The organism is Aerococcus sp. UBA6277 (genome assembly GCF_002440555.1).
Lineage (GTDB): Bacteria > Bacillota > Bacilli > Lactobacillales > Aerococcaceae > Aerococcus.
This window is the reverse complement of the sequence record NZ_DJUR01000039.1, coordinates 12,593-38,997: the sequence shown is the minus strand read 5'-3', so window position 1 is coordinate 38,997 and position 26,405 is coordinate 12,593. Positions and strand designations below refer to the sequence as shown.

22 protein-coding genes and 1 other RNA gene are annotated in these 26,405 nt (G+C 41.6%); 8 read left to right on the top strand and 15 right to left on the bottom strand.

The features are described from left to right. Positions 1-115 precede the first annotated feature (115 nt). Positions 116-2,074, top strand: coding sequence for an ABC-F family ATP-binding cassette domain-containing protein (locus tag B2V22_RS06910; RefSeq protein ID WP_290491394.1), 1,959 nt, complete (start codon positions 116-118; stop codon positions 2,072-2,074). Positions 2,075-2,176: 102 nt separating this feature from the next. Here the strand turns inward: B2V22_RS06910 and B2V22_RS06905 are convergent, their stop codons facing one another. Both B2V22_RS06905 and B2V22_RS06900 read right to left on the bottom strand, forming a co-directional pair. Then, complete coding sequence (locus B2V22_RS06905; protein WP_290491392.1) at positions 2,177-2,989, bottom strand: HpcH/HpaI aldolase family protein; 813 nt, start codon at positions 2,987-2,989, stop codon at positions 2,177-2,179. A gap of 62 nt (positions 2,990-3,051) precedes the next feature. Beyond that, entirely contained in the window at positions 3,052-3,462 is a 411-nt protein-coding gene (locus tag B2V22_RS06900) for a cupin domain-containing protein (RefSeq protein ID WP_290491390.1), read from the bottom strand. A gap of 879 nt (positions 3,463-4,341) precedes the next feature. Between B2V22_RS06900 and B2V22_RS06895 the strand changes: the two genes are divergently transcribed. Together B2V22_RS06895 and B2V22_RS06890 are read left to right on the top strand one after the other, a co-directional pair. Further along, entirely contained in the window at positions 4,342-5,529 is a 1,188-nt protein-coding gene (locus B2V22_RS06895) for an acetyl-CoA C-acetyltransferase (RefSeq protein ID WP_290491388.1), read from the top strand. A gap of 115 nt (positions 5,530-5,644) precedes the next feature. Beyond that, the gene (locus B2V22_RS06890; protein WP_290491386.1) at positions 5,645-6,562 is read left to right on the top strand and encodes an MBL fold metallo-hydrolase; all 918 of its coding nucleotides are present in this window, start codon (positions 5,645-5,647) and stop codon (positions 6,560-6,562) included. Positions 6,563-6,884: 322 nt separating this feature from the next. Here the strand turns inward: B2V22_RS06890 and B2V22_RS06885 are convergent, their stop codons facing one another. Together B2V22_RS06885 and B2V22_RS06880 are read right to left on the bottom strand one after the other, a co-directional pair. Continuing rightward, positions 6,885-7,673: a 2-keto-4-pentenoate hydratase gene (locus B2V22_RS06885; RefSeq protein ID WP_290491384.1), complete on the bottom strand. Its 789-nt coding sequence runs from the start codon at positions 7,671-7,673 to the stop codon at positions 6,885-6,887. A 172-nt stretch (positions 7,674-7,845) separates the two neighbouring features. Continuing rightward, positions 7,846-8,844, bottom strand: a complete 999-nt coding sequence (locus tag B2V22_RS06880) for an NAD(P)H-quinone oxidoreductase (RefSeq protein WP_290491383.1) — start codon at positions 8,842-8,844, stop codon at positions 7,846-7,848. Between the two features lie 278 nt (positions 8,845-9,122). Here B2V22_RS06880 and B2V22_RS06875 point away from each other — a divergent pair, with 278 nt between their 5' ends. From B2V22_RS06875 to B2V22_RS06865, 3 genes are all read left to right on the top strand, one after another. Then, a complete protein-coding gene (locus B2V22_RS06875; protein WP_290491381.1) occupies positions 9,123-9,518 on the top strand; it encodes a (deoxy)nucleoside triphosphate pyrophosphohydrolase in 396 nt (131 codons plus the stop codon). 30 nt (positions 9,519-9,548) lie between these two features. Beyond that, a complete protein-coding gene (locus tag B2V22_RS06870) occupies positions 9,549-12,401 on the top strand; it encodes a DUF3427 domain-containing protein (RefSeq protein WP_290491379.1) in 2,853 nt (950 codons plus the stop codon). A 148-nt stretch (positions 12,402-12,549) separates the two neighbouring features. After that, positions 12,550-12,915 carry a hypothetical protein gene (locus B2V22_RS06865; RefSeq protein ID WP_290491377.1) on the top strand — a complete coding sequence of 122 codons (366 nt, stop codon included), beginning with the start codon at positions 12,550-12,552 and terminating at the stop codon, positions 12,913-12,915. Positions 12,916-13,040: 125 nt separating this feature from the next. Here B2V22_RS06865 and ffs read toward each other — a convergent pair. The 11 genes from ffs to tadA form a co-directional block, all read right to left on the bottom strand. Continuing rightward, positions 13,041-13,140: signal recognition particle sRNA small type (gene ffs / locus B2V22_RS06860), an RNA gene on the bottom strand. Positions 13,141-13,520: 380 nt separating this feature from the next. After that, complete coding sequence (locus B2V22_RS06855) at positions 13,521-14,156, bottom strand: V-type ATP synthase subunit D (RefSeq protein WP_290491375.1); 636 nt, start codon at positions 14,154-14,156, stop codon at positions 13,521-13,523. A gap of 6 nt (positions 14,157-14,162) precedes the next feature. Then, positions 14,163-15,545, bottom strand: a complete 1,383-nt coding sequence (locus tag B2V22_RS06850) for a V-type ATP synthase subunit B (RefSeq protein WP_290491373.1) — start codon at positions 15,543-15,545, stop codon at positions 14,163-14,165. Then, on the bottom strand, positions 15,545-17,320 hold the full coding sequence (locus tag B2V22_RS06845; RefSeq protein ID WP_290491371.1) for a V-type ATP synthase subunit A: 1,776 nt from the start codon (positions 17,318-17,320) through the stop codon (positions 15,545-15,547). Before B2V22_RS06845 ends, B2V22_RS06850 begins: the two co-directional genes overlap by 1 nt. Before the next feature lie 55 nt (positions 17,321-17,375). Then, positions 17,376-17,687 carry a V-type ATP synthase subunit F gene (locus B2V22_RS06840; RefSeq protein WP_290491369.1) on the bottom strand — a complete coding sequence of 104 codons (312 nt, stop codon included), beginning with the start codon at positions 17,685-17,687 and terminating at the stop codon, positions 17,376-17,378. After that, entirely contained in the window at positions 17,677-18,678 is a 1,002-nt protein-coding gene (locus tag B2V22_RS06835; protein ID WP_290491368.1) for a V-type ATPase subunit, read from the bottom strand. The genes B2V22_RS06840 and B2V22_RS06835 overlap by 11 nt, the downstream gene beginning before the upstream one ends. A gap of 18 nt (positions 18,679-18,696) precedes the next feature. Beyond that, complete coding sequence (locus B2V22_RS06830) at positions 18,697-19,266, bottom strand: hypothetical protein (RefSeq protein WP_290491367.1); 570 nt, start codon at positions 19,264-19,266, stop codon at positions 18,697-18,699. A 44-nt stretch (positions 19,267-19,310) separates the two neighbouring features. After that, positions 19,311-19,790: a V-type ATP synthase subunit K gene (locus B2V22_RS06825; protein ID WP_269104883.1), complete on the bottom strand. Its 480-nt coding sequence runs from the start codon at positions 19,788-19,790 to the stop codon at positions 19,311-19,313. Positions 19,791-19,822: 32 nt separating this feature from the next. After that, the gene (locus tag B2V22_RS06820; RefSeq protein ID WP_290491366.1) at positions 19,823-21,778 is read right to left on the bottom strand and encodes a V-type ATP synthase subunit I; all 1,956 of its coding nucleotides are present in this window, start codon (positions 21,776-21,778) and stop codon (positions 19,823-19,825) included. After that, positions 21,765-22,091 carry a hypothetical protein gene (locus B2V22_RS06815; protein ID WP_290491364.1) on the bottom strand — a complete coding sequence of 109 codons (327 nt, stop codon included), beginning with the start codon at positions 22,089-22,091 and terminating at the stop codon, positions 21,765-21,767. Before B2V22_RS06815 ends, B2V22_RS06820 begins: the two co-directional genes overlap by 14 nt. Positions 22,092-22,184: 93 nt before the next feature. Continuing rightward, positions 22,185-22,736, bottom strand: coding sequence for a tRNA adenosine(34) deaminase TadA (gene tadA, locus B2V22_RS06810; RefSeq protein WP_290491362.1), 552 nt, complete (start codon positions 22,734-22,736; stop codon positions 22,185-22,187). 264 nt (positions 22,737-23,000) lie between these two features. Between tadA and treP the strand changes: the two genes are divergently transcribed. Both treP and treC read left to right on the top strand, forming a co-directional pair. Beyond that, a complete protein-coding gene (gene treP, locus B2V22_RS06805; RefSeq protein WP_313552102.1) occupies positions 23,001-24,503 on the top strand; it encodes a PTS system trehalose-specific EIIBC component in 1,503 nt (500 codons plus the stop codon). A 79-nt stretch (positions 24,504-24,582) separates the two neighbouring features. Further along, positions 24,583-26,253, top strand: coding sequence for an alpha,alpha-phosphotrehalase (treC, locus tag B2V22_RS06800; RefSeq protein WP_290491360.1), 1,671 nt, complete (start codon positions 24,583-24,585; stop codon positions 26,251-26,253). Positions 26,254-26,405 lie beyond the last annotated feature (152 nt).

Here is a 26,405-nt window from a genome sequence, read left to right as displayed (position 1 = left end):
ACTAATTTTTAGACTATATTAAAATTTGCAACATTTTATAAAGAGTTTCCAGCGAATGCTCAAATCTTTTTGTGGTAAAATAATTAAGACTATAAATGAAAGGATCATGCCTATTATGATCATATTACAAGGTTCAAATCTATCTCGACGCTATGGCGTTGAAGTAATTTTTGAAAACGTACAAATGACTATCCAACACAACAGCCGAATTGCGCTAGTTGGCCGCAACGGTGCCGGTAAGTCGACATTATTAAAAATGTTAGCCAACATTGAAGCACCTGATGATGGCCAAGTGTCCTTGACTAAAGGGACAACTATTGCTTATATGGACCAACACACTGCGGTTTCTGGTGACCGGACTATTTATGAAGAAACGGTTTCTGTTTTTGAACCCGTTATTAAATTATTGGAAGAATCAGAAACAGCGGCCCTAGCCTTGGCGGACGAAGAGCTCATGCAAGATGCTGAAGCCTATGAAGCTGCCTTAAACCGATATGACAAACTTCAAGAGGACTTGATTCGTTTTAACGCTTATGGTTACGAATCAGAAATTCGGATGGTCTTACATGGTTTCAAATTCTTTGATGAGGACTACGACCGTAAGATTTCGACGCTTTCTGGTGGCCAACGAACTCGTCTGGCTTTAGCGAAAATCCTACTAGAAAAGAAAGATTTATTGATTCTCGATGAGCCGACTAACCACTTGGATATTGAGACATTAACTTGGTTAGAGAACTATCTACCAAAATATCCTGGTGCCTTATTAATCGTGTCCCATGACCGGTATTTCTTGGATGCTGTGACCAATGAAACTTATGAAATGGCCCACCAAGGTATTCATTATTACAAGGGGAATTACTCTTTCTACTTGAAGGAACGCGTACAACGTGTCACCCTGCAAATGAAGGCCTACGAGAAACAGCAAGAAGAGATTGCCAAATTAGAGGACTATGTAGCCCGTAATATCGTTCGCGCGTCTACCACGAAGATGGCCCAATCCCGTCGTAGGCAGTTAGAGAAAATGACCAAGATTAAAAAGCCATTGAACGATGAGAAATCAGCTCGTATCCAGTTTTCAGTAGCTGAACCTTCAGGGAACGATGTCTTACAAGCCAATAAGTTAGCGGTTGGTTATAGTCCAGACAATGTTTTAGCTGAACCCATTTCTTTCCAATTGCGGAAACAAGAAGCCATTGCCATCGTTGGGCCAAATGGTGTGGGAAAATCAACTTTATTAAAAACAATCATTAAACAAATCCCTGCCCTACGCGGTACCATCGACTATGGCGCTCATCTACAAATGGGTTACTATGACCAGGAATTAGGGAATCTAAATTCGAAAAAGGATGTCCTGCACGAATTGTGGGATGAACATCCGACGATGATGGAGCGGGATATTCGGACCATTCTTGGATCTTTCCTATTTACTGGAAACGACGTGACCAAGTCCGTTGCCACCCTTTCTGGTGGGGAAAAAGCCCGTCTTGAATTGGCTAAACTAGCACTTAAACATGACAATTTCTTGATTCTTGATGAGCCGACCAACCATTTGGACATCGATTCTAAAGAAGTCTTGGAAAATGCCTTGATCGAGTACGACGGCACATTGTTATTTGTCAGCCATGACCGGTACTTTATCAATCGAATTGCTACTTCCGTTTTAGAAATCAACCCTGAAGGTTCGACCCTTTATCTAGGCGACTACGATTATTACGTAGCCAAAAAAGCCTCTGAAGAGGAACGTTTAGCCCTATTAGAAGCTGAAAGTAACCAGGAAAAAGTTGAAAAAGCAGTAATTGAACCTGCTTCTGATACCAAACAAGCCTTCCAAATGTCTAAAGACAAGCAACGAGAAGAGCGTAAATTGCAACGGGAAATTGCCCAGTATGAGGAGACCATGGCCGAATTAGAGGCAACCATTGAAGGTATTGAACTGGATATGACCAAGCCCGAATTCTTAGATGACTTCGAGCAATTGAATCAGCTAAACCAAACGCTTCAAGAAAAAGAAGAAGCGCTAAACAAAGTCATGACTGCTTGGGAAGAAGCCGTTACTAAACTAGAAAACCTATAATAACTACAAATAAGGCACGCCACATTCATTATGATGGCTTGCCTTATTTTTTTTATTAGGTTTTTCATTACCTTTTTTCAGGAAAATCCCCCAAAATATAATCTATTTCAAGAATACAGCGTCGTCGACTTGGTATTTGTCCCCTTCTACCCCTTTACGGACATCATCAATTCGAGTCTTCGTGGCTTGACGGAAGAAGGCCAAGTCGTTCAATACCGTGACGAATTGGAATCCTTGTTGAATTCGGTTGATAGCGTCCTTCGCATTGGCTGTAAAGATTCCTGGAATTTTACCTGCATCTTTACATGCTTTAAGAACTTTTTGTATGTTGGCTTCAAGTTCTGGACTTGTTGATGGATCTTCAACACCCATCGCATGCGCTAGGTCAAGACGACCGATGTACACACAGTCAATGCCTTCAACACTCACAATTTCTTCAATGTTTTCGACCGCTTCTGGCGTTTCACATTGGACGATAACCATCGATTTTTCGTCTACTTCACCCTTGTTGTAGTTTTCATAGGCACCCCAAAGTGGTCCACGCCCAATCCCTTTACCGCGGATCCCGATTGGTGGCATTTTAGTGTTTTGGATAACAAACTCAGCTTGCGCCTTGTTGTTGACCATTGGAATCATCAATCCATGCAAACCGATATCCAACATTCGACCCATCATTGGACCGTCTTCAGGGTTGTAAACACGGGCATATGGGGCAGTACCGTATAACTCGGCTGCACGCACCATGTCTAAGGCTGTTTCTAAGCTTGTTTGAGCATGTTCGAAGTCAATCATCGCAAAGTCGAAGCCATTGACCCCTAGAATTTCCGTATTTAACGAAGAGCTTGATGCCACAAAAGCACCGATAGCATAGCCTTTTTCAGCAATTTTTTCTTTTACAAGATTGCGCATTTCCATTTATATCATCCTTTTCCCATCTTTAGTCCTATTCAAGTCAGTCCTAATGTCTCTATTTCTAATTAGTCAATAATGTTAAAGCCTTGGTAGCCTTGTTGTTTCAAGAATTGGCTGTAAGCTTCGTTGTAGTCTTCACGGGCTGGGGCGAAAATATCCACGTTCACCACTGTTTCTGGCGAATCGTACACATGAATGTAATGTTCTACACCCTTCGGCACAACTACCCATGAGCCTGCTGTCATGCGGAATGGCTCACCGTCAACGTAATAGTCACATTCACCTTGTAAGATCCAGGCGATTTGTTGGTGGTCATCATGCGTATGTGGGCGTAAGTCGTTGCCATTCTCTACTCGGTTCACTGTTACATTGACGCCGTCACCTGACATGGCGAACACGGCTTGGTCAATCCCCGGGCGTAATGGACGGTAGGGAATCTCATTGATGTTTCCAAAATCTACATTTTCTAGTGCCATGATGCATTCCTCCAATATGGATACTTTTTATTAAAACTTTATGAGTTTTTTGATTGGTGTCACCTTAACATCTCATTTTAGTAAAAGCAACAAGAGAAAGTATTTGCCAGCGAATCCTTTTGATATTGGCCTAGGAATCTCTGAAAAAACGGTTGACCACCTTTTCTGGGGTTCTTATGAAGGAAATGACATTTTTTGGTTAATTCTAGGAGCATAATTTGTGAAAATAAATTTCTTTCAAATATACAATTTTTGTTTTCGATTTATTTTTAGCTGACAAAGTGGTCCAGTTTACCCTCATAAAGCTCACCATTTTCTCATTTACAAAAATATTACAATCGACCAAATCCCTTGATACATATAACGTTACCCTATTTTTATATTTCAAAAATGAAGTTAAATTAAAAATAAATGTGGTAGAAGCTTGTTAAAATGAAAATATGATGATAAGATAACACTAACTTAAATCAAAGGAGTGAGACCAATATGACAATGCATACAGAATTTACAAATATGACCAATACATCTTGGTCAATGACCTCTACTGATCACCAGACACATACATCTTTATTATTATTATTAGCTAACTAGGATTGTTCCATCATATGGAAGAGTCCTATTTCTCGTGAATGCGGGCTCTTAGCTAGTAAGACTGCGAGCCGCATAAATGGTTCGCAGTCTTTTTTTGTTTCTGATGATTAGCTTTTAAGTGAATTTGATTAACATAACGCACAATATCTGGTTCTAAAAAGTCAGAATTATCCGACGCTCTCCAAAATCCGCCATTTACCTACAGTAATTGTTCAGATTTTGGTCCAGCGCATATATTCTAATCGACTTTTGCCACACCTCAACTTAACACTCGAAAGGAGTTTTCAAATGCAAGATGTCGTAATCGTTGCTGCACAAAGAACCCCCATCGGCTCATTCGGTGGCGTATTTAAAAATGTTTCCGCTGTTGACTTAGGTAAGGTAGCCGTTCAAGGTGCCCTGGCTAAGGCCAACATTGATCCAGCCATAGTAGATGAGGTCATCTTCGGTAACGTCTTAAGCGCAGGTTTAGGTCAAAACGTTGCCCGCCAAGTTGCAGTCGCTGCCGGAATCCCAGTTGAAAAACCAGCTTTTGCTGTCAACAAGGTTTGTGGTTCAGGTTTGAAAGCTGTCGCCCTTGCCGCTCAAAGTATTATGGTGGGCGAATCGGACGTCGTGGTTGCTGGTGGAACCGAAAATATGAGCCAAGCGCCTTACATTGTTGAAGATGCACGTTGGGGCATGCGGATGGGCGACCAGAAAGTGGTCGACACCATGATTAAAGACGGTTTAACGGATGCCTTCAACAACTACCATATGGGGATTACCGCAGAAAATATTGTAGATAAATATGGATTCACTCGTGAAGACCAGGATGCGCTAGCCGCTTCCAGTCAACAAAAAGCGGAAGCCGCCATCAATGACAACAAATTCCAAGATGAAATTACACCCGTTGCTGTGCCGCAAAGACGCGGCGATGATATCCAAATTGAAGTGGACGAGTATCCAAGAGCTGGTGTCACCCAAGAATCATTAGGCAAATTAAGACCTGCCTTCAAGCGCGATGGCGGAACCGTCACAGCAGCCAACTCCTCTGGTATTAATGACGGGGCTGCAGCCATCATCTTGATGTCCAAAGAAAAAGCCAAAGCGATTGGCGCTAAACCTTTAGCTACCATTAAAGCCTTTGCAAGTGCCGGTGTTGACCCTTCAATCATGGGAACCGGTCCAATTCCAGCTACCAGAAAGGCACTAAACAAGGCGCAACTAACCATGAAAGACATTGATTTAATTGAAGCCAACGAAGCCTTCGCTGCCCAAGCCTTATGTGTATTGCAAGATCTTGATGCAGATATGGACAAGGTCAACGTGAACGGTGGCGCCATCGCCTTGGGTCACCCAATCGGTGCATCCGGCGCCCGTATCTTAGTCACCCTGGTCCACGAAATGATCAAACGCCAGTCTACTTATGGCCTAGCTACCTTGTGTATCGGGGGTGGCCAAGGAATATCCATGATTATCGAAGGTAACTATTAATCGGCTATGACACTAACTAAGGGCTGAACCCCTTTTGGCAATTGAAAAATGACTCGTAATTAAAACCTGCTAACCAGCTAAGAGCAAAAGCACATCTATAAAGGAGTTTTTTATTATGATTGACACATATACTTTCCACGACATGACCCTATCTTGGTTGAACGGCGCGATGATTGGCACTGACGGTGGGACAATTTTCGGTCCGGTACCAAGAGCACTTTGGGGTCGCTACTATCCATATAATGATAAAAACCAAGTGGCTGAGGTTTGTGACCCGATTGTCATCCAATACCAAGGGAAAAACTACATCATTGATGCATCCTTTAACTTGGATAAATTCAATGAAAAAGGGAAACGAAATGTTGGGCTACAACAAGAAGGTAGCATCCAAGAAGACTTTGATACGCTTGGGATTACGCCTGAAGATATTGACGTTGTGATGATGACCCACATGCATAACGACCATGCCAGCGGTTTGACTTACTTTGAAGACGATCAATGGCAATCAACCTTCCCTAATGCTACGATTTATATCTCTGATATCGAATGGGATGCGGTGAGGCATCCAAACGTACGGACTAAGAATACGTATCCGAAAGAAAACTGGGAAGCCATCCAAGGACAAGTAGAAACCTTTACAGACAGCATTACCATTGCTGAAGGGATTACAATGGAAGTTACAGGTGGTCACAGTCCTGGTCATACGATTATTCGTCTTGAACAAGCTGGCGAAACCATGCTACATATGGCGGATATCCTACTTACTTTCGTCCACACAAACCCACTTTGGGTCGGCGGTCTAGACGATTACCCAATGGATTCGATTTCAGCCAAACAAGAATTGATGCCAGAAGCTCTAGCCAACAACTACCGCTTTATCTTCTACCATGACCCATACTACCGCGTGGTTGAATATACTGAAGACGGGAAAAACATCCAATATGCTATGGAATCGTCGCGCGATGTCTTTATCCCATTCACTGACCAACAAGACCGGGTCCCAAAACAAGTTGAAGCAGCAGTCGTTAAATAAAATAGTATTGCAGCTTTCAATTAGCTAGATAAGTTAAAATATCAATCATCCCTGAGCAAGTTTCTCCTATATATAAGAGGTGCCATTTAATTGCCCTATTATATAGAAGAAACTTGCTTTTTTAGATGCGAGAAAAGTCGCTTAGAATTGACGTGTCTAACGCATTTAGGCGCGTAAACACCAAAGCATAAACGCTCCCATAAGCTGGACCACAATTGGGTTTAAATTACTAAAATCAACCACAAAAAAACCAGCTAGATTAGGCGCTTTTCGTCCCCTACTAGCTGGATTCTATTTTGCCATTAGTTGGTCTTTAGTCTGCTTATTCGACTACTTCAAAGGAAATGTCATCCATGGTATCGAATTTCACTTCGACCTTGTCCCCAATTTCAATCTTGTTAGCCTTGGTCATGCCACCGGTCATAATCGGCACGCCGGCTTCTAAAGTCACACCCCGTTTATACAAGGCGTTGGCTAGGAATACCACTGCATTGGCTGGATGGTTGGCTACATCCTTTCCGATCCCTTCATCAATCTTCTCACCATTAATATAAACGACAGCCTTCTCATTCAAGATATCCACTTGGTCTAAGCTGAAGTGGGTATTTGAGTAAATAGCCCCCTGGCAAGAAGTGTTGTCAGCAACCACATCTTCCAAGGAGAAACGGAAACCGTGATAGCGAGAGTCTACTATCTCAACAGAAGAATAGACATAGTCAATCTTATCCATGACTTCTTCAAAAGTTACATTCTCTTGGTAGATATCCTCCTTCAAGACAATAGTCACTTCCGGCTCAATACGGGGGTGGATAAACCGTTCCATCGACAAAGGTTCGCCGTCATAAGAAATCATATACTCAAAAATGTGGGCATAAACTGGCTGATCAATATTCAACTGTTTAATCTTAGCCGGTGACGTCAAACCAATCTTATAAGCTGCCGTCTTCCCCTCTGTTTCTTTCTTCAAAGCTACGACCAAATCTTGGATATCATAGGCTTCTTGCTCATCAAAGGAAACATTAAACACCTCCGTCACATTATCAATCGCCGTCTTATTCTTCTCCGCATCATACAAATACTGCGCAATCTCCTGCATCTTCGACTCTTCCATACCTGTCAGCTCCTTTTAATTCATTAAAAAATAATGATAAATATTAACCCCATTGTATCAAAACTAACAGATAAAGCAATCTGAACTCTCATATATTTCTAATGAAAAAGGGTATTTGCCCCGATTGCTGGCAAACACCCTAAATCACTTCCCTCAATAATATCATGAAGCTTTAGTCTTCTAACTTGATAATGATTTTACCTAAATTTTTATTGGCTTCCATATATTCATGGGCCTCCGGTAAGCGGTCAAAAGCCATGACCGTGTCAATCACTGGTTGAACAGTACCGTCTGCAATTAAAGGCACGACCTCTTTATTGACGTCAGCTACTAGGCGAGCCTTGTAGTCGTCTGACCGCGGTGACAACAGGGTACCTTGGAGTTTCACCCGCTTAAAGAACAATTGCCCCATATCAAAGTCTGGAACCTCTGTGCCCCCAAGAACGCCGATTAAAACCCAGCGGCCGTCTTGACCAATAGCGGATGCATTTTTATTAGCATAGGACGCCCCAATGAAATCTAGAATGACATCGACACCCTCCTTGTCAGTTGATTCAGAAATCACATCAGCGAAATTTTCTTCCTTATAATTGATGATGGTTTGCGCACCTAATTTTTGCGCTAAGTCCAGCTTATCCTGACGGCCTGCGGTGGCAAAAATTTCTGCCTTGGACAGGTGGTTGGCCAATTGGATAGCTGCTGTTCCGACACCAGAACCCGCTGCATGGACAAGAATCCGCTCACCCTGCTTCAGGTCGCCAATCCAATACATGGTTTGGTAGGCCGTCATGAAGGCTTCTGGAATGGCGGCAGCGGTTGTAAAAGGCGTGTCTTTAGGGAAAACCATGGCACGACTTAGGGGAATACGGGCGTACTCAGCATATGCGCCGTGGGTAATAATCCCCGCTACATGATCGCCAATAGCAACATGACTAGTTTCCACGCCGTTTGGATGAATATCTACCACTTCACCAGCAATCTCAATCCCAATCACCCGGTCTTCAAAGCTGGCATCCGGCTTCAAACTGTGCCTAGACATGACATCATGACGGTTAAGCCCAATTGCCTTGACCTTAACTAGGGCCTCACCCGCTTGTGCTGTCGGCCTGTCGATTTCTTGCAGTTCAAAATTTTCTGGGCCACCTGCTTGATTGAGTATCCACGCTTTCATCCAATCCACTCCTTTTGTATGTGTGTTCGTCCCTATCATCATAAACCATTTGCGGGCAATTGATAAGTAAAGCAGTTTATGATCTTTCTTATTTGATGAGGGTCCGGTAAAATGATCTATATATTCTAGATGCGAGACAAACCGTAATTGATAGATGAGTATTGGAAATTTAGAGCAGTGGCTGACAATATCAGCTCAACCTAAACTGAAAAGCAATTATCTATGGTTTGTCGAACCCGATTTTAATGATAATAAAAAACAATTGAAAGGTGATACGAATGAAGGATATCTATGTTGTTGGGGCCATTTTGATTAAAGACCAGCGAATTTTATGTGCCCAACGCGGAGCCGAGAAGTCTTTAGCCTACATGTGGGAGTTTCCTGGCGGGAAGATTGAAGCTGGCGAAACTGCGCAAGTAGCCCTTAAACGTGAATTAGAAGAGGAGTTGAAGATTCAGGTTCAAGTATCCCCAGAGATCTTTGATTCATCAGCCTACGAATACGATTTCGGACGCGTTCACCTCACAACAATTATCTGCCAGCTTGAGCAAGGTGAGCCCTTTTTGACGGAACATAAGGCCATCAAGTGGTTGAAGCCTAGCGAATTGAAGTCTTTAGACTGGGCGCCAGCGGACCTGCCTGCTGTAGATAAGATATCACAAATGACGCTATAGGTTGAATTGTAGGATGTTTTGGAGGTATATATGGATTTATTAGCGCAATCTTTGCGGCATGCTTTTATTGATCAACGGCAGTTGGGGCATGCCCCGTATGACCCTGAGTTGATTATTAATCAGCCTGATGAGAATATCTTCCTATTAAATACCCTGCAGGAGGAACTGGCTACCAGCGAAACTTTTACATTTTCTGTGGCATTTGTGACGGAAAGTGGTCTCAATACGCTGAAAACCCACCTCTTTGATTTACACCAACGAGGGATAAAAGGTCGGTTAATTACCTCGAACTATTTGGACTTTAACTCACCAGATATTTTCAAGGCCTTGCTGAAAGTGCCTAATTTGGAAGTCCGCATTTCTGACAAAGAAGCTTTTCACGCTAAAGGGTATTTATTTGAACACAAGGACCACGCTTCCTTTATTATTGGGTCATCAAACTTGACCAACCATGCCTTGAAAACCAATTACGAGTGGAACGTTAAACTGACTACCTACCACCACGGGGCCATTATCCATCAAATGCAGGCCCATTTAGACAAGGAATGGGCGAGTGCGCAGCCTTTAACTGAAGACTGGATTCAAGCATATGCCAATTCCTTCCAACCGCCTAAATACCGTGATACTAGCATCTTACTGGATCCAGCCAAGAACTTTATCGTGCCTAATAAGATGCAACAGCCAGCCTTAGATAGTCTTATTGAATTAAGGCAAAATGGCGCCGACCGCGGCTTAGTAATCGCGGCTACCGGGACTGGTAAAACCTACCTAGCGGCTTTTGATGTCTTGGAAACCAAACCCGAAAAAGTCCTTTTTATCGTCCACAGGGAACAAATCTTACATTCCGCAATGGCCTCTTTTAAAAAAGTGATGCATGCAGAATCAGATGATTTATTTGGTTTTTATACAGGTAGCAAAAAGGATAGCCAAGCCAAGTATATTTTCGCCACCCAACAGACCATTACCCGCGACCAACATTTACACCAATTTGACCCAGAAGAATTCGATTATATCTTAGTAGATGAAGTCCACCGGGCCGGATCTGCGTCTTACCAACGGATTTTTGACTACTTTAAACCCAAATTCCTACTTGGTTTAACAGCTACACCTGAGCGTACAGATGGCTATAATTTATATGAACTCTTTGACTACAATATTGCCTATGAAATCCGTCTGCAAGATGCTCTTGAAGCTGACTTACTAGCCCCCTTCCATTACTTTGGGGTGACCGACTTCGAAAAAGACGGCGAATTGATTTCTGAAACCACCCAATTGAAGAACCTAATCCTAGATGAACGGGTTGATTATGTCATGGACAAGTTGACCTACTATGGTTTAGATAAAGACAAGGTCAAAGGCCTGGTCTTCTGTAGCCGTAACGAGGAAGCCAAGTCCCTATCCGACAAATTCAACGCCCGTGGTTATAAAACTGTCGCTCTATCTGGCAGCGATAGCCAAGATGTACGAACCAAGCAAGTCAATCGGTTAACTTCAGGTCTCTTAGACTATATTTTTACAGTGGATATCTTTAATGAAGGGATTGATATCCCAGAAATCAACCAAGTGGTCATGTTGCGTAACACCCAATCCAGTATCATTTTCATCCAACAAATGGGACGCGGGCTTCGTAAGCATGATGATAAGGAATTCGTGAATATCATCGACTTTATCGGCAACTACAAGAACAACTACCTGATTCCCGTAGCCCTGTCTGGTAATTCAAACCGTAGTAAAGATGCCATGCGTAAAACGACCGTCAACACCAACTTTATTTCCGGATTATCCAATATCAATTTCGAAAGCATCGCTAAAGAGCGGATTTTTGATTCTATAAATGCTGTGAAACTAGACTCCATGAAAGAATTGAAAGAAGCCTACCTTGGACTGAAAAATGAACTAGGTCGCGTGCCAATGTTGATTGATTTTGAAACAACCAACAGTTTCGACCCTTATTTATTAGCCAACAAAAAGGACAATTACCCCGCCTTCTTGGCCAGCATCAAGGAAAGTGACAATACCCTTTCTAAAGCTGCTAATGATATCTTGAAGTTTTTATCGCGGGAAGTTTTACCTGGCAAACGAGCGCATGAACTTGTCTTATTGAGTGAACTTGCTAAAGAAAATGTAGACACGTTAAGCTTTACCAACATTCAAACCATTTTGGCCAAACATGACTTAAAACATGACCCTCTTACTGTGCAGTCAGTGGCGCGAACCTTGTCCACCGATTATTACGCCGGTAGTTCAAAGAAAACTTACCAACCTGGGCAAGTCGTGACCATTGTAGACGAGGGGATCAGCTTAAGTCCTGGCTTCCAGTCAGCAAAGAAAGATTCGACCTTTTTGTATCATTTAAATGACCTAATCACTACGGCGACCTTATTAAATGACGGTTATGATAATTTGGCAGACTTAACCCTGTACCAAAAATACGGCCGTCGTGACGCCCTACGTCTGCTCAAATGGGAAACGCAATTGGTGGACCAGAATATCGGGGGGTATACTCAGGATAAGGCACGGAAAATTTTTACAATTTTTGTGACACTGGATAAAGGCGACGACTTTACTGGTGCCCAAGTCGCTTATGAAGATGCCTTGTTAGATTCACAGACGATGACTTGGTTCACGAAAGCACCAAGGACACTAGCTTCTCCTGAAGTGAAAATCTTACAGGATGCGGACGACTGGCAAATTCATATGTTCATTAAAAAGGACGATGATGAAGGCACCGAATTTTATTATTTGGGTGAAGTGACACCAGATGTTTCAACGATTACCCAACTTGAAAAACCGAGTGGTAATGGTGAAACCCGGAATGTTGTGGAGATGAACTTGCATTTTAAAGAAACTATTCCAAGAAATCTCTTTAACTACCTAAAGTAAACTACCCTTGTCTACCTATCCCTATTTTGATAGGATAGAGACACATTTATAGAACGACTATCACCGGATAGATATTCGAGTGCACATAGGTCCTTCAAATTGAAGGTGTGCTACTTGGGTGTTTGTCCGTTTTTTTAGAAGGACAGTCATGTTTGTGGTTTTCACAACGGCTTTGATTGCAGGCTTAATCGATGGCATTAATCCCTTTGCGCTCACCCAGCAATTGATTTTACAATCTAAAATTAAATCACCTTATCATATTTTGTACTTTATCTTCCCCATTGGGCTGGGAAACTTTTTCATCGGGCTAATCTTTTACTTTGGTTTTTCTGACTGGATTTTCCAAGCTCTCAATTGGGTGAACCACCACTATCCATACACCTGGTATTACCTAGCGTATGCAGCCAGTATTTTGATCATCGCTTATGTAATCTATACACACTTGATAAAAGACCATCCTGCATCAAGCCAGGAAGATGTGCAAAGGGACGCCTTTACCCAACTAGAAGTATGACACTTATCCTCTTTCTGATTAATTGCTGCTATTTTCTTCGGGTATGGCATACAAATTTTCTAAAATTGGGTATAAAAAAAGCCAAGCGTGAATGGACACACTTGGCTTTTGGCTTTTAGCCGTTTAAATTTATACTAACTTACAGCACAGGATAGACAATGCTTAGGGCTGCTTGGTTCCCCATCTGACCCGGTTCACATCTCTACCCTTGCCGCAAGGCCTTTCGGCAAATTCTATTATACCATTTTTATTGATACTTTGTAAAGGACTTCTTCCATATTATGGACCTCCCAAAGCATCTTCACATATGGAAAAGAGACCAAACCAATTGTTTGAATTGATTTGATCTCTCTTTGAAAACTATTTTGAATGACAAGTAAGTGCAAGTCGAAAGCTGGACAAGGTTACATTTAGACTGGCTAAAGTTATAAACATAGCGTTTCACACCCTCAGTAAAGCTCTCGCACCATTAGTCGGGTTCAAGCCTCCAGAGAGAACTGCGTTTCAGATTAGGTTGTACCTGACTGTGTCAGCCACTGCCCTAATCTTACAACGTTTCTTTCTTGGCGTCGGCTCTCGCACCTTGGTATTTAGCACCCTGGTGTTTACCCCATATCCTTCACTTTGATCATCCGCGTGATGGATGCACGTTCGTTTTCGTCTAGTTTCATTTGGATATACTTGATGGTTTCCTTGATGTTTGGAATCATCCGGTATTCTAAGGCGTTTACTCGACGTCTTGTGGATTCAATTTCCGTTGCCATTAATTGACACGTTTTTTCAATTTCGCTCAATTTTAACAGCTTAGGCATGACATCGTTCAAGACTTCGATGGCATCGTCTAATTCACTAGATGTGTTTAGGTAACCGTATTTCACTTCGTTGTCGCTGTTTTGATCGTCATCGTCATATGAGAATGACATCTTAGGTACGTCAACGCTCATGATATTTTTCCGGGCAATTTCCAAGTTGACTTGTTTAGTTGGTAAAGCCACGATTTCTTCCATAAAGGCGTCATTCATTGATGATGAGGCCAATACGAAGTTACCTAAAGCACCAGACAATTCGTCTTCTACTTCATTGCGCAGGCGGTTATTTTCTTTGATTAATTCAATAAACTGACGCATTAATTCGTCTTGTTTATCTTTTAGTAAGTCATAACCATTTTGAGCAACTTTTAAACGGTCTTTTAATGTGCTCAGTTCCATCCGTGTTGGTTTGACATTTAGCGCATTTGCCATTTAAAATCACTCTCCTTCAGTTGAAGGCATGTATGTATCGATTAAATCATCTTTAATACGTGTTAATTCTGTACGAGGCAAGATCGCTAGTAATTCCCAAGCTAGATTTAAGGTTTCTTCAATCGTACGGTTGTACTCAAAACCTTGGTCAACGTATTTATCTTCAAATGCTGTGGTAAATTCTACGTATTTCTTATCTGTTTCAGATAGGGCTGACTCACCCAATACTTGAGATAATTCTTTAGCTTGTTTACCTTTCGCATAAGCAGCAAATAGTTGGTTCATTGTCGCTGCGTGGTCTTTACGTGTTTTACCTTCACCGGTACCTTTATCTTTTAGACGAGAAAGTGATGGCAATACGTTGATTGGTGGCTCAATACCACGTGCATCAAGGTCACGGTCTAAGATAATTTGCCCTTCGGTAATATAACCTGTTAAGTCAGGAATTGGATGGGTAATGTCATCCTCTGGCATTGACAGGATTGGGATTTGCGTTACAGAACCTTTTGACCCTTTGATACGGCCAGCACGTTCATATAAGGTAGACAAGTTAGTATATAGGTAACCTGGGTAACCACGACGTCCTGGTACTTCACGGCGAGCTGCAGATACTTCACGTAAGGCTTCACAGTAGTTAGTCATGTCAGTCATGATAACCAATACTTGCATGTCTTTTTCGTATGCTAGGTATTCTGCTGCTGTTAAGGCAATTTTTGGTGTTGCTAAACGTTCAATTGAAGGGTCATCCGCTAAGTTGATGAACAATACTGAACGGTCGATGGCACCTGTTTCACGGAATGATTCCATGAAGTATTCAGCCTCTTCAAAAGTTACCCCCATTGCTGCAAAGACAACGGCGAATTGGTCGTCGTCACCTAGTACAGTGGCTTGACGTGCGATTTGGGCAGCAAGCTCTTTATGCGGTAAACCTGAACCAGAGAATACGGGTAATTTTTGCCCACGAACTAAGGTGTTTAAGTGGTCAATTGTTGAGATACCAGTTTGAATAAATTCATCCGGGTAGTCACGAGCCATTGGGTTAATGGCTTGACCATTGATGTCGCGGCTTTCGTCAGCGATGATTTCTGGACCGTTGTCGTTGATATTACCAAGTCCATCGAATACACGCCCAATCATGTCTTCAGACACGCCGAATTCAAGTGGTCGTCCTTGGAACCGTACTTTAGTGTCTTGTAAGTTAATACCAGAACCACCACCAAAGATTTGTACGACTGCGCGGCTTTCTTCTACTTGGAGCACTTGTCCTAGACGTTTTTCACCAGTTTGTAACTGTACTTCTACTAACTCATCAAAACTAATGCCTTCAACGTCCTCTACAATCATTAGGGGACCATAAACGTCGGAGATAGATTTATACTCTTTTAACATTATGCGTAGCTACCTCCTTTCAAGATTTCTGTCATAGCTTCTTTAATTTCATTGTTGATAGCGTCAATGCGGTCTAATTGATCTTCTGGGATAAATTTAGAACGCACGATTTTTTCGCGTAAGTCGACTGTGTTGTCAGCAATTTCTTGGTAGTAAGCACCTTTTTCCATTGCTTGGCGCGCTTCTTGGTCGAAGGTTAAAATGTTGAATAACATTTTCTCTTGTTTCTTCGCTGAAGTCGTTGTATCTACGTCATCAAAGGCATTTTGTTGTAAGTAACCTTCACGAATCATAGCTGCGATGAGTAGGGTCATTTTATCTTTTTCCGATAAGGCATCAATACCAACTAATTGCACAACTTCTTGTAAGCTGTCTTCTTCAGTTAGGATATTCATGGCTTTTTGTACCCATTGGCCCCATTCAACGCCTAATTCTGCCGCTACACCCTTGTAGATTTCTGAATCATACAATGAGTATGAGCTTAACCAGTTAATGGCTGGGAAGTGACGTTGACGAGATAGGTTGGCATCTAATGACCAGAATACTTTTACAACGCGTAAGGTATTTTGTGTAACCGGCTCAGATGTATCCCCACCTGGAGGCGACACGGCACCAACTGCTGTAACTGACCCTGTACGGCCTTCGCTACCTAAAGTACGGACGATACCAGCACGCTCATAGTATTCTGCAATACGAGAACCTAAGTAAGCTGGGTAACCTTCGTCACCAGGCATCTCTTCTAGACGACCAGACATTTCACGAAGTGCTTCCGCCCAACGAGAAGTTGAATCGGCCATAATTGCTACTGAGTAACCCATGTCACGGAAGTATTCAGCAATTGTGATCCCTGTATAAACAGAAGCTTCACGGGCTGCTACCGGCATGTTTGAAGTGTTGGCAATTAACACAGTACGCTCCATGATTGATTCACCAGTTTTTGGGTCAACCAATTCAGGGAACTCGTTAATTACGTCAGTCATCTCATTACCACGTTCACCACAACCAACATAAATTACGATATCAACATCTGCATATTTTGCAATTTGGTGTTGTACAACTGTCTTACCGGCACCGAATGGCCCTGGAACTGCAGCCGCTCCACCCTTAGAGATTGGGAAGAAAGTATCGATAACACGTTGACCTGTTGTCATGATTTTATTTGGTGAGTATTTTTCTGCAAAAGGACGACCTTGACGAACTGGCCATGTTTGCATCATTGTGAATGATTTCTCGCCTTGCTCAGTGTCTAAGACATACACGTTATTTTCTAAAGTGTAGTCGCCTTCTTGAATTGATTTCACTGTACCTGAAACGCCAACTGGCACCATGATACGGTGTTCAATTACGGGACCTTCTTGAACAGTACCCACAATGTCACCACCTGTAACTTGTGTGCCTGCTTCAACAGTTGGGGTAAAATGCCACACTGCTGAACGGTCTAGGGGTGCTACTTGCACACCACGTTCTAAGTAGTTTGATTCGGTTGAATCCATGAACTCTTGTAATGGTCGTTGGATACCGTCAAACATTTTCGTTAACATACCAGGTCCAAGTTCAACTGATAATGGTTGACCAGTTGTTTTTACTACTTGGCCAGGTTTAAGACCAGAAGTTTCCTCGTATACCTGAATTGAAGCAACATCGCCGTGCATTTCAAGGATCTCCCCTGTTAATTGTAGGTCACCTACTAAACAAATATCACGAACAGCTGCTTCTTCCATGCCACTAGCTTTAATCAGTGGACCGGAAACTTCAATGATTTTTCCGTCTTTCAAGACTGTTCCTCCCTCTTATCGTTTTCTATGATTTTTCATTTGCGTATTTTGATTCTTATAGAATATTTTGACCAACCGCTTTCTCAACGTTGTCATTTACACGAGACTGCCCGATACCCAAGCTCCCTTTGTGTGAAGGGATCAGAATGATTGCTGGGCTAACTTGTGTATCGTAAAAGGCAATGGTGTCTGGAATTTGCTGTGCGATTGTTTCGGTCAAATAGATCACACCATAGTGGTCGTCTGCCATTTTCCGGATTATTTCACGGGCTTGTTGGCTTGAAATCACTGGATAGGCGTCGAAACCAATCAATTGGAAAGGAACAACGACGTCTTTTTCACCGACTACACCGATTTTATAAGCCATAAATAGGTCGCATCCTTTCTTCAACACTTTTTTGGTCTAGATCATATTCTTTGGCGTTTAAAATAAGTCTTAGATTGGCTACTTCATTTTCTTTGAAGTAAATGTAAGCCAATACAGGCATTGGGCCAAATGGTACCCAAGCTGCCTGACGAATTTCTTCAGCCTCGATTTTCTTGATTTTCTTATCTAATTTCACCACATCAATTGGATCATTGGCGCTGATACGGTCATTGATTTTACCAGCGAATGGTAAGCTGGCAAATTTATCCAATACGCGGTTATAGTCTTTACTCGTTGCTAAGTCGACTAATTCTACCTCTTCAAAAGTCCCATCATCAGATAAAACTGCTTCTAAGAACCCACGAGAACGACCCTGTTTCATACCACGAACAACCATAGACAAGTTTTCTAAATCAATCATCATCAATAGGGTATTCGCCATATCTTGATCATCTGATTTGTCGGCGATGTCTCTTAAATGACCTAGGTAAGACTGGTCCAATAGGATCGAAATACCGTCTAGGTCATGGTATTCTTCGTAGTAATCACGTGCATGTTGAACCCCAACTTTCATCACTTCCGGGAACTGGTTACCTTCACCGGTTTGCATTAGGGTCCTTAAGGCTTCGATTGAAAAACGGCCGATGTTGATATACATGTGCGAGAAATCGCGTTCTGTATACCATTCTTTGAATAACACTTTTAAATTGTGGTAGCTGTAACGCAAGGCAAATACGTCTACCACTTCATCTACAGGCGTTTCTTCATATAAACCAGCATACATTTCACGTAAATCACGGGTTAGGAACCCTTCGAAATCATGTGTTTCTCCGATATTTTCAGGGATATGGTAGTTCATTTTACGTAGGGCAGCAAATACATCTTCAAGGGAGTTGGCACGTAAAAGTGCGTCATAGTCTTCTTTTGCTAGCAAACTACTTTCTTTTACACGAATGGTTGTATCCAGTTGTGCATATGTAGCGTTTGGCATTGCTATCACTCCCCTTTCTTAGAATGCTTGTTTCACTAATTTTGGCGCTAATGCTTTTTTCTTTTGGTCAATGATTGATTCAAAAGTAAAGTTATAGTCCACTTCTTCGTTACTTAAAATAAAACCTGAACGCTTAGGAAGGAAAGTGTCATCTAACTGAATAGATGGGTTTAAGGCTTTCACTTGATCAGCGTCGAATTGGTGTTGGCTGAATTCACCTACTGTTAACGTAAGGTTCTCAGTACCAGCTACTTGGTTTAAAGCGCCTTTGATAAAACCTGTAAACTCTTCGCTTGATAATTGTTGTAATTCAACAATAGCTTGGTTATAGACTTTTTCTAGTAAGGCTTGTTTGGCTTGTAATTTGTCATTACGTAAGACGTTTAAGAAGCTTTGTTTTTGTGTTTGTAATTTTTTTGCTTCAGCGTTTTCGATGTGTTGCTTTTCAGCCACAATTTGGGCATCGTTTTGCGCTTTGGCTTTGTTGATTTCTTCATTCATTTCAGCTTCAAATGCTTTTAATGCTTCTTTTTCTTCCTTTTCAGCATTGGCTAGCACTTGGTCGACTAAAGTTTGAATATCTGCCATTCGACTTATTCCTCCTTCTTTTGGTTTTTCTACTTGATTAGTGATTAACCAACAGAAAGTACTAATAATAGAGAAATAACGAATGCTAAGATTGCGTAAGTTTCAACCATGATAGAGTAGATGATTGCGTTAGATACGTTTTCAGGACGTTTGGCTAGAATTTGGATACCTGCTGTTGCAGTATGCCCTTGCCAACGTGCTGAAACTAAACCTACTAAACCAATAGGGATACCTGCTACAAAGTATTGTAGTCCTTGAGTTAAGTCTAATCCTGCACCTAATTGTAAGTAAATCATGATCCCAATAACGAAACCATACAAACCTTGTGTACCGGGTAATAGTTGCATGATTAATGTTTGGGCAAATTTTTCAGGTTGATCTTTAACCAAAGCAGCTGCAGCCGCACCAGTTTCACCAACACCTCGAGCAGAACCCATACCAGAGAATATTACGGCAATCGCAATTCCGACCATAGCAAAGATTTGGCCACCATTTTCTACAAAAAATTCAATCCATGTATTCATTATTTAAAAACCTCCATTTTGTTGTCTTTTTATTAATTTTCTTTTACATCTTTAAGAGAAACAAATTCTTGTAAGGTACGGATCGGTTTAAATGCACGACCGCCACCTTCATAAAACTTACCAAAGAACTCAACGAATACTAGACGCATACTATGAACATAGGCAGATAGTAACGATAAGAACATATTAAATAGTTGTAAAGCGATAATCATCAAGATACCAGCTGAAAATCGAACCGGCACTGGCAAGATGTTGAACAAGATATTAAAGGACATGGCGATTGCGCCACCTGAAATACCTAAAGCCATTAGTCGTGTATAAGAAACGAAATCCCCAACATATGAAGATACGCCGTATAAGTTATACAAACCAATCACACCACCAACGGCTTTGTTGTCGTTGGTAAACATGGGTACTAAGATAATACCCGCTGCTGAAGCGATGGCTAACCAAGTGGCTACTGTAATCAACATATCCACACCGGTCATAAATCCAGTAATACCAATAGCTAGCGCTATTAATAGAGCTAACCAACCCATACCGTCATTATAGGCTGAGGCATAGTCCTTACGACTAAGCTGTAATCTGATATTTAAGCATAAACCTACAAAGATGTGAATGTACCCAATCGCTAATGAAATAATCATCAAGGTTAAGGCATCCTCAGTTGGATTGATGACACCGAATGGTAAAGCTTCACCGAATAGGGATCCGTAAGCTAGACCAATTAACATCGTCGGGTAGGATAGAATATGTCCAAATTTTACAAAGCGTTTGGTACCCTTCCGTAAATCCATAACCTTCAAGGCAAAGAATGTCCCAATCCAAAGCAATAGACCGTAACCAAAATCACCCATCATCATCGCGAAGAATAACATGTAGAAGCCGGCTACCCAGTTTGTTGGGTCTTTCTCCCGGTAATTTGGTAATGAATACATTTCTGTAATCATTTCAAATGGTTCTACAATCGAAGCGTTGTGCAATTTAATTGGCACTTCATCTTCTTTTACTTCTTGCTCGGTGGTTTCTTCTAGAATCACTGCCACTGAATGTGGATCAAAGGTTTCCTCTAAAACCGATTGTAAGTTTTCAACCTGTGCTTCTTCAACCCAGCCACTAAATAAAGATAGCTGTTGGTTATCATATGAAAGTTGTGCTGCGTTGGCACGTTGACTACGGTTAAAAAATTCTTCTACCGCTAATTGAATAGTGGCTTTAGATCCTTGCATGCTTTTAATGTCTTTCACAACGGCTTCTTCATCTTTGATGAGTTGTTTCCGTTCACTTTCCAATGTTTGGAAGGTCTCTTCTGGGGTTTGTCCGTAATTGAACGCCACTTCAGAGAAATAATTTTCTGCAAGACTTGCTTGCAAGTTGTCGTGGTGACCTGGTAAAGCAACGACTGCGATACCAATTTCATTCTCGTTAGCAAACACTTCTTCAACGGCTACATCATCTATGGCTTTTAATCGTTGCCAGTAATGACGATTTTCGTCATTTGGAATCGTTCCTAGACGAACATCGAATAGTTTTAACTCTTTTAGAGATTTCGGATCGACATCTAAGGCCCGCCATTTAGCGATGGTTGTTTGTTCATCTTCAATCCGTTGGCGTTGGTCTTGAATGTCATTACGCTTTTGTCTTAGGGCTTCGACTTGTTCAATCAATTGTAAAGCTGCTGCTTCATCCACAGTTTCATGTAGTTCATCCATGGTCATTTGTGGGCGTTTAGCAGTAATTTTATCTTTTAAAGATACCTTTTGTTGGTATTGACTTAGATAATGTAATACTTCGCGTCCGCGTTCATAAATGACTTGGTAATCTTGATCACTTTGGTAGTTATTGTTGAAGGTAAAGTCTTGGCCGGTTACCTTTATGGAAAGGTCACTAACTTGTATATTTTGCATCGTTTGTAAGGTGTATAACAATTGGTCTTTGTTAGTTGGCGCCGTTACAATCGATACTTTTTGCATCTTAGCGATTGCCATAGCTATTTTTCACCTCCTCAATTACAAGTGAGACTAAAGATGGCAAAGCGCTTTGGAATTGATTTTCAATTTCCGCAATCTCTTGATCGTTCTTCGCTTTTTCTTCAGATTTGTACGCTTGTAAAACTTTCTCATTTTCGGCACGCTGTGCTTCTTGATAATCTTTTAAGATTGCATCTTTTTCAGACGCCATTTGGCTTAATTTGCGATTCTTGTCTTCTAATAAACTTTCTCGCTTGCTTGCATATTTATCACTTAATGCTTGTGTTGCTTTCTCAGTATCGACAATTTTTGCTAAAGTTTTGCTGGACACCCAATTCACCCCCTAAAACCGTTATAACAAGTTAATTATAACAAAAAAACGCTTTTTTTTAAATGTAAACGCTAAATAGCTCACAATGCCTTACTATTTAATATCTTGACATCTCGCTTGGTTTTCTACTTTTGGTTTACGACTTGAATTTTTGCGTTTCTTGCGTAATTCAATAAAAAAGTCTTGTAATAGTACCTGACATTCCTCATGCATGACACCACCAATGACTTCAACTTGATGGTTAAAACGACTATCATCCAGTAAATTCATCAAGGTTCCTGCCGTGCCACCCTTTTGATCGTAGGCGCCAAAATAGACACGTTTGATACGACTTTGTATCATGGCACCTGAACACATGGGACAAGGTTCTAACGTCACATACAAGTCTGCTTCTGCTAGCCGCCACGATGCCCGATTACGGTTGGCTTCTTGTATAGCGAGGATTTCCGCATGGGTAGTTGCAACCTGGCTGGTCTCACGTAAGTTATGGCCACGCCCGATGATTTCCCCCTGGTAAACGACAACTGCCCCAATTGGTACTTCACCAATAGCCGCTGCCTTCTTCGCTTCTTCAATCGCTGCCTCCATAAAAACAACTTGGTTCCCGTCAAGTATATTGAATTTTGTATCCTTTTCTTCTGACATTCCACACCTCTTTCCGGTCTAAAACATGCCATAATCATACCACTACAAAGGCTTGTAACCAACAGATAGCTAGGGCTTTCCGGCCTTTTTAACTACTTTCTTCCTATTAAGTATAGCCCTATAAAAAAATTTTTGATTGAGTGATTTGACTTGATTTGAAACCGTTATCATTATATAATGTTTTTGTAGATAACTTGTATAGACAAGTTTACAATTATTAGTTGTATATCATATGGCATTTTTTGTTATAAAGGAGGAAGAAAAATGAGTGATTTTAAACAGGATGCTAAATCCTTACTGGATAATATTGGGGGTAAGGAAAATATTAACGCCGTTACCCACTGTGCGACGCGTATGCGGTTTGTATTAAATGATCCTAAACAAGCAGATGTTAACGCTATTGAAGACATCCCTTCTGTTAAAGGGACATTTACCCAATCTGGTCAATTCCAAGTTATTATCGGAAACAAGGTGGCAGATTTTTACAATGATTTTGAAGCGGTTTCAGGTGTTTCTGGTACGTCAAAAGAAGCGGTGAAAGCTGCAGCAGCTGATCAACAACAAAACTGGATTCAAAAAGCCATGACGTTCTTGGCTGAAGTATTTGCACCAATTATTCCAGCAATTATCGTCGGAGGTCTTATTTTAGGTTTCCGTAACGTGCTTGAAGGGGTGCCAATGGAGTTCCTTGGTCAAAAAATTGTTGATGGTGTTGCGCAAACGATGGGTGATGGTTCACCTCAATACAACACAATTGTTGATGTTTCAACATTCTGGGCTGGCGTGAATAGTTTCCTTTGGTTACCGGGTGAAGCCATTTTCCACTTCTTACCAGTTGGGATTACATGGTCAGTAACACGTAAAATGGGTACCACGCAAATTCTTGGTATCGTATTAGGTATCACATTAGTTTCACCACAATTACTCAATGCTTATGCTGCACCAGACGCTATCTTAGCTGGTGAAGTACCACAATGGGACTTCGGTTTCTTCCAATTAGATATGATTGGTTACCAAGCCCAAGTATTACCGGCTATGTTCGCAGGTCTATCACTTGCTTGGCTTGAAAAATTCTGGCGTAAATACATCCCAGAGATGATTTCAATGATTTTCGTGCCATTCTTATCATTAGTACCTGCCATTATCTTGGCGCATACAGTTTTAGGCCCAATCGGTTGGACTGTAGGTACTTGGATTTCAAGTGTTGTGTACGCTGGTTTAACTGGACCTGTTTCTTGGTTATTCGGTTTAATCTTCGGTGCCCTATACTCTCCACTTGTAATTACTGGTTTACACCATATGACAAACGCGATCGATACGCAATTAGTGGCTGACTTTGGTGGTACTGGTTTATGGCCAATGATTGCCCTATCAAATATTGCCCAAGCATCTGCGGTTATGGCGATTTGGTGGACCACTCGTCACGACGAGAAAGAAAGTCAAATTACCATTCCATCAGCTGTATCGGCTTACTTAGGGGTAACTGAACCAGCAATGTTCGGTGTAACCATTAAATATGTATACCCATTTATTGCAGCGATGATCGGTTCAGGGTTAGCTGGTTTACTTTCAACAACAGTTGGCATTACAGCGAACTCTATCGGTGTTGGTGGTTTGCCTGGTATCTTAGCGATTCAATTCCAATACTGGGGTTGGTTCTTACTAGCTATGGCCATCGCCATCGTTGTACCATTCGCACTGACAATTGTATTTAAGAAAACTGGATTCCTAGCTAACAACAAAATCGATTTCAACATCAAGTTCTAGCATTAGCCAGATAGATTCAAGTTTCACGCTCGTCTTGGACACCCTGGACGAGCTTTTTTCAAAAAAGGAGGAAGACAACATGACAAATGATTTAGGAAAAAAGGTAATTTATCAAATTTATCCAAAGTCTTTTAACGACACGGATGGGGACGGTTTTGGTGATCTTAGAGGAATCATTGAAAAATTAGACTATCTGGAAACACTAGGTATCGACATGATTTGGATGAACCCCTTCTATCCATCGCCACAAAATGATAATGGTTACGACATTTCAGACTACACAGCCATCGACCCACGATTTGGGACTATGGATGATTTTGAGGAATTAGCCCGTGAAGGGAAAAAACGTGGTATCGATTTGATGTTGGATATGCCTTTAAACCACTCTTCTACTGAACACAAGTGGTTCCAAAAGGCCCTAGCTGGCGACGAATACTACCAAGACTTTTATTACATTCGACCCGCTCAAGAAGACGGGTCTATGCCAACAAACTGGGAATCTAAATTCGGTGGCCCTGCTTGGGAACCATTTGGCGACACTGGCAATTACTATTTGCACCTCTTCGACGTGACCCAAGCTGACCTAAATTGGCATAATCCAAAAGTGCGCGAAGCCCTATTCGATGTTATCCGCTTCTGGATCGACAAGGGGGTTGGCGGTATCCGCTTTGATGTGATGAACGTGATTGGCAAGAGCGAGATTTTGGAAGACTCAACTGGTGGCCCAAGTTCTACCCAAGAGAAACGTTTATATACGGATACGGAAAATTCACACGATTGGATTCAAGAAATGGCCCAATCTACCTTTGGCGATATCGAAGGCTTTGTCACAGTAGGTGAAATGTCATCTACAACAGTTGAAGATGGTGTCCGTTACACCAATCCTGAAGAAGAGAAATTAGCTATGATCTTCTCCTTCCACCATTTAAAAGTCGATTACAAAGATGGCGAGAAATGGTCTAAAGTTGATTTCGACTTCCAATCTTTAAAAGACATTTTAAACGAATGGCAAAAAGGCATGTCAGATGGCAACGGTTGGAATGCCTTATTCTGGAACAACCATGACCAACCACGCGCAAGCTCTCGTTTCGGTGACACCGAAAACTATCCATACGAAACAACCACCATGCTTGCCCAAACTATTCACATGATGCGCGGTACGCCCTACATCTTTGAAGGGGAAGAAATCGGTATGACCAACCCAGACTTCGATGACATCAACGACTACAACGACATCGAAACCTTCAACAACTACCGAATCTTATTAGATAAAGGTGTTTCTGAAGAAGAAGCGATGGCAATTATTAAATTTAAGTCCCGCGACACTAGCCGGACCCCAATGCAATGGGATGATTCAGAGAACGCCGGTTTTACAACTGGTACACCATGGTTGAAAGTTGCTGACAACTACAAAGATATCAACGTGAAGAAGGAACTTGAATCAGGTAAAATCTTCCCATACTATCAAAAATTAATTCAATTGCGCCATGAACTGCCGATTATCCAAGACGGTGCTTACCACGAATTATTGACCGACCATCCAGAAGTATTAGCTTACTACCGGACTTACGGCGACCAAGTACTGTATGTCTTCTCACATTTCTACCCAGGCACCAGTCAAGTTGTCCTACCAGAAGGTGTTGATTTAACCCGTAACTATGACAAGTTATTAGGTAATGGTGATTTAGACAAAATGACAGCCTCATTCGAGCTAGGACCATATGAAACAGTTGCATTTCTTTCGAAATAGGGTATATAACACCCCTTAAAAATGGGTAAATGAAAAAGGAGTTGGATTTTCCAGCTCCTTTTTTGCGACTATCATTACATGTATACTTTTAAATGCTTTTGCGCGTTCTCGGTTGAAAAAATAGCAAGTGAACCAACGTATACTGTCCATCA

Bases quoted from the DNA above. Each gene is read 5' to 3' on its own strand.
- tadA (WP_290491362.1), bottom strand. From the start codon at position 22,736: ATGTCAGAAGAAAAGGATACAAAATTCAATATACTTGACGGGAACCAA.
- B2V22_RS06830 (WP_290491367.1), bottom strand. From the start codon at position 19,266: ATGGCAGATATTCAAACTTTAGTCGACCAAGTGCTAGCCAATGCTGAA.
- B2V22_RS06820 (WP_290491366.1), bottom strand. From the start codon at position 21,778: ATGGCAATCGCTAAGATGCAAAAAGTATCGATTGTAACGGCGCCAACT.
- B2V22_RS06900 (WP_290491390.1), bottom strand. From the start codon at position 3,462: ATGGCACTAGAAAATGTAGATTTTGGAAACATCAATGAGATTCCCTAC.
- B2V22_RS06910 (WP_290491394.1), top strand. From the start codon at position 116: ATGATCATATTACAAGGTTCAAATCTATCTCGACGCTATGGCGTTGAA.
- B2V22_RS06875 (WP_290491381.1), top strand. From the start codon at position 9,123: ATGAAGGATATCTATGTTGTTGGGGCCATTTTGATTAAAGACCAGCGA.
- B2V22_RS06895 (WP_290491388.1), top strand. From the start codon at position 4,342: ATGCAAGATGTCGTAATCGTTGCTGCACAAAGAACCCCCATCGGCTCA.
- B2V22_RS06870 (WP_290491379.1), top strand. From the start codon at position 9,549: ATGGATTTATTAGCGCAATCTTTGCGGCATGCTTTTATTGATCAACGG.
- treP (WP_313552102.1), top strand. From the start codon at position 23,001: ATGAGTGATTTTAAACAGGATGCTAAATCCTTACTGGATAATATTGGG.
- B2V22_RS06865 (WP_290491377.1), top strand. From the start codon at position 12,550: ATGTTTGTGGTTTTCACAACGGCTTTGATTGCAGGCTTAATCGATGGC.
- B2V22_RS06835 (WP_290491368.1), bottom strand. From the start codon at position 18,678: ATGCCAAACGCTACATATGCACAACTGGATACAACCATTCGTGTAAAA.
- B2V22_RS06905 (WP_290491392.1), bottom strand. From the start codon at position 2,989: ATGGAAATGCGCAATCTTGTAAAAGAAAAAATTGCTGAAAAAGGCTAT.
- B2V22_RS06880 (WP_290491383.1), bottom strand. From the start codon at position 8,844: ATGAAAGCGTGGATACTCAATCAAGCAGGTGGCCCAGAAAATTTTGAA.
- treC (WP_290491360.1), top strand. From the start codon at position 24,583: ATGACAAATGATTTAGGAAAAAAGGTAATTTATCAAATTTATCCAAAG.
- B2V22_RS06840 (WP_290491369.1), bottom strand. From the start codon at position 17,687: ATGGCTTATAAAATCGGTGTAGTCGGTGAAAAAGACGTCGTTGTTCCT.
- B2V22_RS06855 (WP_290491375.1), bottom strand. From the start codon at position 14,156: ATGGCAAATGCGCTAAATGTCAAACCAACACGGATGGAACTGAGCACA.
- B2V22_RS06885 (WP_290491384.1), bottom strand. From the start codon at position 7,673: ATGGAAGAGTCGAAGATGCAGGAGATTGCGCAGTATTTGTATGATGCG.
- B2V22_RS06825 (WP_269104883.1), bottom strand. From the start codon at position 19,790: ATGAATACATGGATTGAATTTTTTGTAGAAAATGGTGGCCAAATCTTT.
- B2V22_RS06890 (WP_290491386.1), top strand. From the start codon at position 5,645: ATGATTGACACATATACTTTCCACGACATGACCCTATCTTGGTTGAAC.
- B2V22_RS06850 (WP_290491373.1), bottom strand. From the start codon at position 15,545: ATGTTAAAAGAGTATAAATCTATCTCCGACGTTTATGGTCCCCTAATG.